Annotated in this window: 2 protein-coding genes; one reads left to right on the forward strand and one right to left on the reverse strand. The window is 73.0% G+C overall.

Annotated elements, in window-relative coordinates; all coding sequences use genetic code 11:
* Nucleotides 1-10 precede the first annotated feature (10 nt).
* On the forward strand, nucleotides 11-8419 hold the full coding sequence (locus tag ACIQ1J_RS35180; RefSeq protein ID WP_403563444.1) for an SDR family NAD(P)-dependent oxidoreductase: 8409 nt from the start codon (nucleotides 11-13) through the stop codon (nucleotides 8417-8419).
* A gap of 169 nt (nucleotides 8420-8588) precedes the next feature.
* Here the strand turns inward: ACIQ1J_RS35180 and ACIQ1J_RS35185 are convergent, their stop codons facing one another.
* On the reverse strand, nucleotides 8589-13076 hold the full coding sequence (locus ACIQ1J_RS35185; RefSeq protein WP_403563446.1) for an SDR family NAD(P)-dependent oxidoreductase: 4488 nt from the start codon (nucleotides 13074-13076) through the stop codon (nucleotides 8589-8591).
* Between the last annotated feature and the right edge of the window lies 1 nt (nucleotide 13077).

The following is a 13077-nucleotide window of genomic DNA, read 5'->3' on the forward strand; positions in this document are numbered from 1 at the left end:
CGACGACGGGGTGTTCCTCGCGGCCCAGCGTCGCGACCGCCCCGAAACGCAACAGCTCCTCACCACCCTGGGCGAGCTGCACACCCGAGGCGTCCCCGTCGACTGGGAGACGTTCTTCGCGGGTCGCGGTGCCCGCACCGTCGACCTGCCCACCTACCCCTTCCAGCACCAGCGCTACTGGCTGAACGCCACCGCTTCCACGTACAGCGTCCCCGTCGGGCTCGGTCAACTGCTCGTCGAGCATCCCCTCCTGGGCGCCGCCGTGCCCCTGCCCGGTACCGGCGGGCTCGTCCTCACCGGTCGTCTCGCCGACGACACCCAGACGTGGCTCAACGATCACGTGGTGATGGGCACGGTGCTGTTCCCCGGTACCGGATTCGCGGAACTGGCGCTCCAGGCCGGCCAGCGCAGCGGTTGCCCCGTCGTCGAGGAACTGACCCTCCATGCTCCCCTCGTGCTGCCCGAGGGCACCGCGGCGGCCTTGCAGGTCGTCGTGGGGGCGCCGGACGCGTCGGGCCGCCGGGCCGTGGAGATCCACTCCCGTCCGGAGAACGGAGCGGCCGACGCCGGCTTCACGGACTCCTGGACGACCCACGCCGTCGGCTTCCTCAGCCCGCTCCTGCCGGAACCCGAGTTCGACCTCACTCAATGGCCTCCGGCGGGCGCGGCCCCCATGGACGTCACCGACGCCTACACGCTGCTGGCCGATCGGGGTTACGCCTACGGGCCGGCGTTCGAGGGCCTGCGGGCCGCCTGGCGGGACGGCGACGAGATCTACGCCGAGGTGGCGCTGCAACCCGAGACCGCCGCCGAGGCGGCCGACTACATCCTCCACCCCGCCCTGCTCGACGCCGCCATGCACGTCGACCTGTTGGATGAGAGCGACGGCCCGGTACTGCTGCCGTTCGCCTGGAACGGCATCGCCCCGCATGCCGCGGGTGCGGCAGGACTGCGGATGTGGATCACTCGCCTGGACGGTGCCGAAGCGTCCGTGATGCGGATGGCCGACGCCGATGGCCGGCCGGTGGCCACCGTGTCGAAGCTGGTGTCCCGTCCGGTGGAGCAGGAACGGCTCAGTGAAGCCGGCGGACGCGCTGCCGGCCTCCCGCTGCACCGAGTGGAGTGGCAGGCCGTGACGGCTCCGCCGCCCGCCGACGGCGAGCTGCGGTGGGCCGTCCTGGGCTCCGGTACGCCGCTCCCCGCGCCGGAGGCCATCCTCCCCGGCCTGAACGGGGTTCCTCAGTACGCCGATGTGGCGGCTCTGGCGGCCGCGGTGGCCGATCCGGCATCGGGACCGGCTCCGCGGACCGTCGTGTACCGGGCACCCGAGTGCGAGGAGGACGGTGCGGATCTGCCGGACCGGGCCCGCGCGCTCACCCAGCGGCTGCTGGGCCTCCTCCAGGAGTGGCTCGCCGAGGACCGCCTCGACGGAACGCGCCTGGTCGTGCTCACCCGGGGCGCGGTCACCGGCGGCGCCGACGGCAGTGCGGTCGACCTGGTGCAGGCACCCTTGTGGGGACTCGTACGCGCGGCCGCCGAGGAGCATCCGGGTCGGTTCGCCGTCCTCGACGTCGACGGCACCGACGCGTCGGTCCTCGCCGTGCCCGGCGCCCTCGCTGCGGGCGAATCCGAATTGGCGCTGCGCCTGGGCCAGGCCCGGGTACCCCGCCTCGCCCGGATCACCGGGAGGCCGCCCGCGAGGCGGGCCCCGGCCGCGTCCGCGTGGCGCGAGGACGGCACGGTCCTGATCACGGGCGGCACCGGTGGCCTGGGCGCCGTGCTGGCCCGGCATCTGGTGGCCGAGCACGGTGTTCGGCACCTGCTGCTCACCAGCCGCCGCGGCCCCGACGCCCCCGGCGCCGACACCCTGCGCACCGAACTCACCGGCCTCGGCGCCCACACCGTCACCATCACCGCCTGCGACACCGCCGACCGGATCGCCCTCACCGCCCTTCTCGACCGGATCCCCACCCCACACCCCCTGACCGCGGTCGTCCACGCCGCCGGAGTGGCGGACGGGGGCCTGGTCGCCTCGCTCTCCGAGGAGCAGACCGAACGGGTGCTGCGGCCGAAGGTCGACGGGGCCTGGCACCTGCACGAACTCACCCGCCACCTCCCCCTGACCGCCTTCGTCCTCTACTCCTCCGCCGGCGGCCAGATCCTCGCCGCCGGACAGGCCAACTACGCCGCCGCCAACGTCTTCCTCGACGCCCTCGCCCACCACCGCCACCACCTCGGCCTCCCCGCCCAGTCCCTCGCCTGGGGACTGTGGAGGGAGAACAGCGGAATGGGCGACCCCGACAAGGCCGACCTGCGCCGCATGGACCGGCTCGGCCTGCCAGCCCTCGACCGGGAGCAGGGCCTGGCCCTGTTCGACCGTGCGCTCTCCCTGTCCCCCGCCGAGGCGGTGGTCGTCCCGGTGCGGGTCGACGCGGCGGCGCTGCGGGCCCGTGGAGACGATCTGCCACACCTGCTGCGCGGCCTGGCGCGGGTGCCCGTCCCCCGGGCGTCCACCGCGGTGGCCGGGCACCCGGTGGGTGGCGCCGCCGGCGCCGGCTCCCTCGTCGAGCGACTGATCGGCCTGCCCGGAACGGAGCGCGACCGGGCACTGCTAAACCTGGTGCGTGGGCAGGTCGCGACCGTCCTCGGACATGACGGACCGGAAGCGGTCGAGCCGGGACGGGCCTTCCGCGAGCTGGGCTTCGACTCGCTGGCCTCGGTCGAGTTGCGCAACGCCCTGCGCGGCACCACCGGCCTGGCGTTGCCCGCCACCCTGGTCTTCGACCATCCGACGTCGCAAGCCGTGGCCGAGTTGCTGAAGCGTGAGCTTTTCGCCGCGCTTGACCCCTCGGACTCGGAGACGGACTCGGCCACGGAGACCGCGGCCCGTACGGCCGCACGGGCGGCCCGTTCCGACGATCTCATCGCCATCGTCGGGATGAGCTGCCGCTACCCGGGCGACGTGCACAGCCCCGAGGAGCTGTGGCGCCTCGTCGCCGAGGGGGTCGACGCCGTCTCCGGATTCCCCGCCGACCGAGGGTGGAACACCGACCGCCTGTACGCACCCGAGCCGCAGGACGGCAAGACATACGTACGCGACGGCGGCTTCCTGCGCGACGGCGCCGAGTTCGACCCCGGCTTCTTCGGGATCAGTCCGCGTGAGGCGCTGGCCATGGATCCGCAGCAGCGGCTGCTGCTGGAGACCGCCTGGGAGGCGTGCGAACGTGCCGGGATCGACCCGGTGTCGCTCCGTGGCAGTCAGACCGGTGTGTTCGCGGGCGTCATGTACGACGACTACGGCACCCGGTTGGGCGACGACGTCCCTCCGGACGTGGCCGGCTACCTCGCCAACGGCAGCGCCGCCAGCGTGCTGTCCGGGCGACTCGCGTACCTCTTCGGCCTGGAAGGCCCCGCGGTGTCGGTGGACACCGCCTGCTCCTCGTCCCTGGTCAGCCTGCATCTGGCAACCCAGGCGCTGCGCAACGGCGAGTGCACGATGGCCCTGGCCGGTGGCGTCACGTTCCTCTCCGCCCCCGACGCCTTCGTGGACTTCAGCAGGCAGCGAGCGCTCTCCCCGGACGGGCGGTGCAAGGCCTTCTCGGCCGCCGCCGACGGCGTGGGCTGGTCCGAGGGTGTGGGCGTGCTCGTGCTGGAGCGGCTGTCGGACGCGCGGCGTAACGGGCATCGGGTGCTGGCGGTGGTGCGTGGTTCGGCGGTGAATCAGGACGGTGCGTCGAACGGGTTGACGGCTCCGAACGGTCCGTCGCAGCAGCGGGTGATCCGGCAGGCGTTGGCGGCTGCGGGGTTGCGGGCTGCGGAGGTGGACGCCGTGGAGGCGCACGGGACGGGGACGACGCTCGGGGATCCGATCGAGGCGCAGGCGTTGCTGGCGACGTATGGGCAGGAGCGGCCGGGTGAGGGTCGGCCGTTGTGGCTGGGGTCGTTGAAGTCGAACATCGGGCATGCGCAGGCGGCTGCGGGTGTGGCGGGTGTGATCAAGATGGTGATGGCGATGCGGCACGGGGTGCTGCCGCGGACGTTGCATGTGGAGGAGCCGTCGCCGCATGTGGACTGGTCGGCGGGAGCGGTGGAGTTGCTGACCGAGGCCCGCCCTTGGGAGAGCGACGGGCGTCCGCGCCGGGCGGGTGTGTCGTCGTTCGGGATCAGTGGCACCAACGCGCACGTGATCCTCGAAGAAGCACCCGTGCCGGCGGAGGAGGAGGGTCCTCACGCACCGTTGCCGGTGGTGCCGTGGGTGTTGTCGGGGCGTGGTGAGGGGGCGTTGCGGGCGCAGGCGGAGCGGCTGGCCGGGTATGTGGCCGGGCGGGATGATCTGTCGCCGTTGGATGTGGGCTACTCGCTGGCCACGGCTCGGAGCGTGCTGGAACACCGGGCTGTGGTGGTGGGGCGCGACAGCGGGGAACTGCTGCGTGGGCTGGGTGAAGTGGGGTCCGGTGAGCGGGCCGGTGGGACGCCGGTGCAGGGCAAGGCGGCCTTCGTGTTCTCCGGACAGGGCAGCCAGCGTGCGGGCATGGGCCGGGAGTTGTACGAGGCGTTCCCGGTCTTCGCGCGTGCGCTGGACGAGGTGGTCGATGCGTTGGGGCTGCCGTTGCGGGAGGTGATGTGGGAGGGCGGTGACGACCTGGACCGGACCGGGTTCACGCAGCCGGCCCTCTTCGCTCACGAGGTCGCCCTGTTCCGGCTGCTGGAGTCGTGGGGTGTGCGCCCGGATGTGGTGGCGGGGCATTCCATCGGTGAGTTGTCGGCGGCGTATGTGGCGGGTGTGTTCTCGCTGGAGGACGCGGCGACGCTGGTGGCGGCGCGGGCGCGGCTGATGGACGCGCTTCCGGCGGGTGGCGCGATGATCGCCGTACAGGCCACCGAGGAAGAAGTACGCGAACGTCTCACCGATGGTGTGAGCGTGGCCGCCGTCAATGGGCCGCGTTCTGTGGTGGTTTCCGGGGACGAGGCTGCTGTCACCGAGGTGGCGGGGCGTTTCGAGCGGACGGCGCGGCTGAAGGTGTCCCACGCCTTCCACTCCCCGCTGATGGAGCCGATGCTGGCGGACTTCGGGAAGATCGCCGCACAGCTCACCTACCGTGAGCCGGTCCTGCCCGTCGTCTCGAACGTGACCGGTACTCTCGCCGGCCCGGACGATCTGTGTGATCCCGGGTACTGGGTCCGCCATGTCCGTGAGACCGTCCGCTACCACGATGGCATCCAGGCTTTGGAGGAACACGGCGTCCGCACGTTCGTGGAGGTCGGCCCGCAGGCGGTCCTCGCCGGCCTGGGCTGCGGCGACGACGCCGTGTTCCTCGCCGCACAGCGCCGCGACCGCCCCGGAGCCGGCCAGCTCCTCACCACCCTGGGTGAACTCCATACCCGAGGCGTCCCGGTCGACTGGTCGGCGTTCTTCGAGGGTCGCGGTGCCCGCACCGTCGACCTGCCCACCTACCCCTTCCAGCACCAGCGCTACTGGCTGGACGCCACCGCATCCGCACACAGCGACCCGACGGCCCTGGGGCAGACGCCCGCCGCGCACCCCCTTCTGGGTGCCGCCATCACTCTGCCCGCGTCGGGTGCGCTCGCCCTGACCGGACGGCTCAGCGTCGACACCCACCCCTGGCTCGCCCAGCACGCGGTCCACGGCACCGCCCTCCTTCCCGGCACCGCACTGGTCGAACTGGCCCTCCACGCCGGCCATCACACCGGCACCCCGGTCCTCGACGAACTCACCCTCCAGACCCCCCTCACACTCCCCCCTCACACCGCCCTCGCCCTCCAGGTCACGGTCGACGCCCCCGACGACGCCGGTCACCGCGCGGTGGAGATCCACTCCCGCGAGGCAGACGACCCCGCGGCTCCGTGGACCCGGCACGCGGTCGGCGTCCTCACCTCCGACAACACCCATGAGGCAGGAGCGGCGGTCCGCGAGGACGCCGGGGTCTGGCCGCCTTCGGACGCCACCCCCATCCCGGTGGAGACGCTGTACGAGGAACTGGCCGACCAGGGGTACGACTACGGTCCGATGTTCCGGTGCGTACGGCGGGCCTGGAGGCACGGCGGGGATGTGCTGGGAGAGATCGCGCTACCCGAGGAGGCTGTCGACGCGGCGCGGTACGGGATCCATCCGGCGCTGCTGGACGCCGCGCTGCATCTCATGGACTTCCTCACGGGCGACGGTCCGGCCGACGGTGACCAGGAGACCCGCATCCCCTTCGCCTGGACCGGTACGTCCCTGCGCGCTACGGGTGCCGCCGCCCTTCGTGTGCGTATGCGGGCCGTGGCCAACGGCGGCGTCTCCCTGGACATCGCCGACAGTGACGGTGGCCCTTTGGCAACGGTGGAGTCGTTGGCGCTGCGTCCTGTGACCGCCCGGCAGTTGGGCGGCTCGGCGCATCCCCTGTACCGCGTCGCTTGGCAGCCCTTGTCCGGCGCCGACGGCTCGGGACGGGCCGAGGGCGCTGCGGAGCCGGTCGCCCTGCCCGAGTGGGAGGACATCCCGGACGGTGCACCGGTACCGGAACTGGTCGCCCTTTCCCTGGTGTCCGGGGCCGGGGACGCTGACGAGGACGGGGACACGGCCGTGCCGACCCGGGCGCGGGAGTCGGTACACCGGGTGCTGGCCGCGATGCGTGCCTGGCTGGCCGATGGGCGGTGCGCGTCGGCCCGGCTGGTGGTCGTGACGCGCGGTGCCGTGTGTGTGGACGCGTCCGACCGCTCGATCGATCTGGGCGGTGCGCCGGTGTGGGGCGCGGTCCGGGCGGCGCAGGCGGAGAACCCCGGCAGGTTCACGCTCGTCGACACCGACGGTTCACCCGTGTCCGTCCGTGCCCTGCCCGCGGCCGCGGCCCTGGGCGAGCCGGAGTTGGCCCTGCGCGAGGGTGGTGTCCGGGTGCCCCGGCTGGCCCGGGTCGTGGCAGCGGAAGCGGCGGCGGAAGCGGCAGCGGCCGTACGGTGGCCGACGACCGGCACCGTGCTGATCACCGGCGGGACGGGTCTGCTGGGTGCCCAGCTGGCCCGGCATCTGGTGGCCGAGCACGGTGTTCGGCACCTGCTGCTCACCAGCCGCCGCGGCCCCGACGCCCCCGGCGCCGACACCCTGCGCACCGAACTCACCGACCTCGGCGCCCACACCGTCACCATCACCGCCTGCGACACCGCCGACCGGATCGCCCTCACCGCCCTTCTCGACCGGACCCCCACCCCACACCCCCTGACCGCGGTCGTCCACGCCGCCGGGGTGATGGACAACGGAGTACTGGACGCCATGACCCCGGAGCGGGTGGAGACGGTGCTGCGGCCGAAGATCGACGGGGCCTGGCACCTGCACGAACTCACCCGCCACCTCCCCCTGACCGCCTTCGTCCTCTACTCCTCCGCCGGCGGCCAGATCCTCGCCGCCGGACAGGCCAACTACGCCGCCGCCAACGTCTTCCTCGACGCCCTCGCCCACCACCGCCACCACCTCGGCCTCCCCGCCCACTCCCTCGCCTGGGGACTGTGGGAAGGGACCGCGGGCGACGGTGACGCCCAGGCCGTGGACGCGGGTCGTATCCGCCACCTCGGGGTGCGGGAACTGTCCGTCTCCGAGGGGCTGTCGATGTTCGACGCCGCGGTCGCTTCGAGCGAGGCGGTGCCGGTCCCCGTACGGTTCGACGCGGAGGCGTTGCGGGCACGGCCGGACGAGTTGCCGGCGTTGCTGCGCGGCCTGATCGCTGAAGGGGGGCGTACCCGTCCCCAGGTGGGAGCGGGTACGGGTCACCCGACGGCGTCGGGCGACGGCGGATCCGCATCGGCCGGAGACGCTTCCGCTTCCCCGCCGGAGCGTTCGCTCGCCGAGCAGCTCGCGGACCTCTCCTGGGAGGACGCGGGACGGCTGCTCCAGGACCTCGTCGCCGGGCATGTGGCGGCCGTGCTCGGGCACGACGGCCCCGAAGCCGTCACTCTCGAGCGTGGCTTCCTCGACATGGGGCTGGATTCCCTGGCCGCACTGGAACTGCGCAACCGGCTCGCCGGTGCCACCGGGGAACGGCTGCCCGCCACGCTGATCTACGACTGCCCGACCGTGGTGGCCGTGGCGGAGTTCCTGCGGACCGAGATGGTGGGCGAACAGCCGGTCCCCGCCGCCCGGGCGGCAGGGACGAACGGAACGGCCGGAACGGCCGGCGGGAGCGGATTGGCCGGCGCCGACCTGACCTCGCTGGACGCGGACCTGACGCGGCTCGAGGAGTCGCTGTCCGCGGTGGCGGCCGATGAGGCCGAGGCGGCCCGGATCGACCAGCGACTGCGGTCACTGGCCGCCAAGTGGGCCGACGCGCATCGCGCCACCACGACCCGGCCCGCCGATGACGACGGTCTGGCAGCCGCCACCGCCGACGAGTTGTTCGAGATGCTCGACGGCGAACTGGGGGCCTGAGGGCGGAACCCGACCGGATCGGCCCGTCACCGCGCGAGCGACGCGGTGGCGGGCCGGCCCGCTTCCGGGTACTGATCGCGGGGGAAACGCGCGAGGACGGGCCGGGCTCCGAGAGCCCGGCCCGTCCTCGTGCTTGCTCGTGCTTGCTCGTGCTTGCCGCCGACCTGGATCAGTCCAGCGACGTCAGCCAGTCGTCGACGACCTCGGCCGTGCGGTGCGCCTCGGACTCGACCATCGTCAGGTGGTCGCCCGCGACCTCGACGACCGTGTGTGCCGTGTCCCAGGAGGTACGCCAGGCGTCGGTGGCGGTCGCCGTGTCCGCCGCGCCCGCCCAGTCCCGGGGGCGGGCGAAGAGGATCGGCGCGGTGATGGCGTCGAGATCGCAGTCCTCCATCAACTGCCCGTACCAGGCCATGGCCGTCAGGCGGGCGTTGGTGAACGGACCGAACAGGGCCTCCTTCTCGAAGAGTCCGGCGAACATCTGGGCGATCAGCCCGACCAGGCCCTCGGTCTTGGGATGGTAGGTGTCCAGCAGGACGACGGCCCGCGGACCGGTACCGGTCTGCTCCAGGTGTCGGGCGGTCGCGTGGGCGAAGATCCCGCCCGCCGAGTAGCCGAGCAGCACATAGGGCTTGTCCCCGGCCGCCGCACGGATCTGTCGGGCAGCCCCCTCCACCACGGTGGTGAAGGCGGCCGGCAGGCTCTCGTTCTCCGCGAAGCCCGGCAGCGGTACGGCGGCGACATCCCGCTTCCCCCGCATGGCCGCGGCGATCCGGAGGAACTGGTGGGCACCGCCCATGGCCGCCGGTGAGGGGAAGCAGAACAGGCCGGGCTCCTGCGGCCCGCTCGCCAGCCGTACGGCCGGGGGGAGTTCGGGCAGGTCGTCCGGGGTGGCGTAGGTGGGGCGCAGGCCGGCGGCCAGGTCGAGGATGGCCACCCCCTGGTCGAGGCGGTCGCGGTCGATGGCCTGGCGGAACAACGCGCTGAGTGACTCCCCCGCCGGGTCGGGTGTCGCCCCGGCGGCGGCCCGCCCGCCGCTTCCCGGCGCCGCTCCGCCGTCCGTGCCCGCCCCCGTCGACGCCTCCGCGAGGATCCAGCCGGCCAGGGACCGGGCGCTGGGGTGGTCGAAGACGATGGTGGCCGGCATGGGGATGCCAGCGGCGCTCTTGAGGCGGTTGCGGAGTTCCACGGCCCCGAGGGAGTCGAACCCCATCTCCAGGAACGGGCGGTCCGGCGCGACGGCCTCCAAACCGTGGTGGCCGAGGACCGCGGCCACGTGGGTACGGACCAGGTCGACCACGGCCTGCTCGCGCCGCTCGTCCGGCAGGCCGGCGAGGCGCTGCGCGAGCGAGGGCCCCTGAGCGGCTCCGGCCGCCGTGCCGCGCGCCGCACCGCGACGGGCGGCGGTGGCGGTCGTACGGACCAGTCCGCGCAGCAGGGGCGGTACGCCGTCGGCGCGCTGCCGGATCGCGTCCGGGTCCAGATGGACCGGCAGCTGCGCCGGGACCCGGCGTCGTACGGCGGTGTCGAACAGCTCCAGGCCCTCGGCCGCCGTCAGTTCGGTCATGCCCCAGCGGCGGATGCGCTCGACGTCCACAGGCTTGAGGCTCCGGACCATGCCGTGTCCTTCCCCCCACAGGCCCCAGGCCAGGGCATGGGCGGGGAGGCCCGTGGCGGCGCGGTGTTCGGCGAGTCCGCCGAGGAAGAGGTTGGCGGCGGCGTAGTTGCCCTGTCCGGGCCCGTCGACCACGCACGAGGACGAGGAGAACAGGACGAACGCGGTGAGCGGCAGGTCACGGGTCAGCTCGTGCAGGTGCCACGCGGCGTCGGCCTTCGGGCCGAGGACGTGGTCGAGGTACTCGGGGGTCAGCGCGCCGATGACGGCGTTCGCGGCGACGCCCGCGGTGTGCACGACCCCGGTGAGCGGACGGTGCGGGTCGATGCCGGCGAGCAGTGCCGCCAGGGCGTCCCGGTCGCCGACGTCGCAGGCCTCGATACGGACCTCGGCGCCCGCCTCGGTCAGCTCCGCGGCCAGTTCCGCGGCGCCCTCGGCCGCCGTGCCCCGGCGGCTGGTGAGCAGCAGGTGACGGACACCGTGCTCGGTGACGAGGTGGCGGGCAACGAGGCTGCCGAGACCGCCGGTGCCGCCGGTGATGAGCACCGTACCGTCGGCATCCCAGGGGGAGGTTCCGGCGTCCGCGGTCCCGTCGTGTTCGGCACGGGTGTGTTCGGCACGGACCAGTCGTGGCATCAGGAGCTCGCCGCCACGGATCGCGAGTTGCGGTTCGCCGGTGGCCACGGCGGCCGGCAGGGCGGCGAGCGAACGGGGGTCGTCGTCGAGGTCGACCAGCAGTTGGCGGCCGGGGTTCTCGGCCTGGGCGGACCGGACCAGGCCCCATACGGCGGTACCGGGCAGGTCCGGGCCGGTGTCCTCGCCCGGCCGTGTCGCGACCGCGCCGCGCGTGACCACCAGCAGACGGGAGCTTTCGAACCGTTCGTCGGCGGCCCAGGTGTGCAGCGCCGCGAGCACGGCACCGGTCGCGGAACGCACGCGGTCCGGCATGGGCGCACCGGGATCGGTGACGCAGCCGAGAACGGCCACGGCAGGCGCCTGCCGCACCCCGTCGTACGCGGTCGCCAGATCCGGATGCCCGAGTCCGAGAACGTCCTCCCCGAACGACGCCCACGGAACCGCCCCCGACGGGTCGGCGCCGACGGGCGTGGTGGGGACCGGCATCCAGCTCACGTCGTAGAGAGAGCGGTGGACGGCAGGGGACGCGCCGCTGAGCTGCTCGGGCGCGATGGTCCGGGCGGCGAGCGACTCCACGGTGACCACAGGGGCGCCCGTACTGTCGACGGCGTCCAGACGCAGCACCGAGCCGACGCCGGTCACGCGGACACGGAGCACGGAGGCGCCCGTCGCGTGCAGGCGCACGCCGTTCCAGGCGAACGGCACGGACGGCGCGGTGTCCGCGTCACCTTCGAGGAAGCTGGTGTGCAGGGCGGCGTCCAGCAGAGCCGGGTGCACTCCGTAGGCGGCTGCTTCGCCTTCGCCCGACGGGTCGTCGAGCATGGCGACTTCCCCGTAGAGGGCGTCGGCGTCCCGCCATGCCCCACGGAGGAGCCGGAAGGCCGGGCCGTACTCCAGACCCTGCGCCGCCAGGTCCGTGTAGAACTCGTCGAGCGGGAGGGCTACGGCGCCATCGGGCGGCCAGACCTCCATACCCGTCGGCTCGGGCGATCGCGTGTCGGCGCCGGCGGCAAGCTGGCCTTCGGCATGCAGCGTCCACTCGCCTTCCTGGTCCACTCCCTCGCTCCGGGAGTGGATCCGGACGGTCCGGTGATCGTTCTCGTCCGCACCGTCGACGGTGACCTGCAAAGCCACTCCGCCCCGCTCCGGCACGAGCAGCGGCGCGTGAAGCGTCAGTTCCTCCAGCAGGCCGCAGCCCACCTCGTCACCGGCCCGAACCGCCATCTCCACGAACGCCGTACCCGGCAACAACACCGAGCCCAACACCCCATGATCCGCCAGCCACGGCTGCCCCTCACGCGACAAACGCCCCGTGAACACCACCCCACCCGTCACCGGCAACTCCACCACCGCCCCCAGCAACGGATGCTGCGCTGATTCGAGGCCGGCGGCCGGGATGTCCGCGCCGGTGTCGAGGGAGTTGAGCCAGTAGCGCTGGTGCTGGAAGGGGTAGGTGGGCAGGTCGACGGTGCGGGCACCGCGACCCTCGAAGAACGCCGACCAGTCGACCGGGACGCCTCGGGTGTGCAGGGTGCCCAGGGTGGTGAGGAGCTGGCCGGTTTCGGGCCGGTCGCGGCGCTGTGCGGCGAGGAACACGGCGTCGTCGCCGCAGCCCAGGCCGGCGAGGACCGCCTGCGGTCCCACCTCCACGAAGGTCCGGACGCCCTGCTCCTCCAGAGCCTGGTTGCCGTCGTGGTAGCGGACGGTCTCACGGACGTGACGGACCCAGTACCCGGGATCACACAGGTCCCCCGGTGCGGCGAGAGTGCCGGTCACGTTCGAGACGACGGGCAGGACCGGCTCACGGTAGGCGAGCTGGGCGGCGATCTTCCCGAACTCCGCCAGCATCGGCTCCATGAGCGGGGAGTGGAAGGCGTGGGACACCTTCAGCCGCGCCGTCCGCTCGAAACGCCCCGCCACCTCGGTGACAGCCGTCTCGTCCCCGGAGATCACCACAGAACGCGGCCCGTTCACGGCAGCCACGCTCACACCGTCGGTGAGGTACGGACGTACCTCCTCTTCCGTGGCCTGTACGGCGATCATCGCGCCACCCGCCGGAAGCGCGTCCATCAGCCGCGCCCGCGCCGCCACCAAGACCGCCGCATCCTCCAGCGAGAACACACCCGCCACATACGCCGCCGACAACTCACCGATGGAATGCCCCGCCACCACATCCGGGCGCACACCCCACGACTCCAGCAGCCGGAACACGGCGACCTCGTGAGCGAAGAGGGCCGGCTGCGTGAACCCCGTCCGGTCCAGGTCGTCACCGCCCTCCCACATCACCTCCCGCAACGGCAGCCCCAACGCATCGACCACCTCATCCAGCACACGCGCGAAGACCGGAAACGCCTCGTACAACTCCCGGCCCATACCCGCACGCTGACTCCCCTGCCCGGAGAACACG

The organism is Streptomyces sp. NPDC097107 (genome assembly GCF_044762405.1).
GTDB classification, from domain to species: Bacteria; Actinomycetota; Actinomycetes; order Streptomycetales; family Streptomycetaceae; genus Streptomyces; species Streptomyces thinghirensis.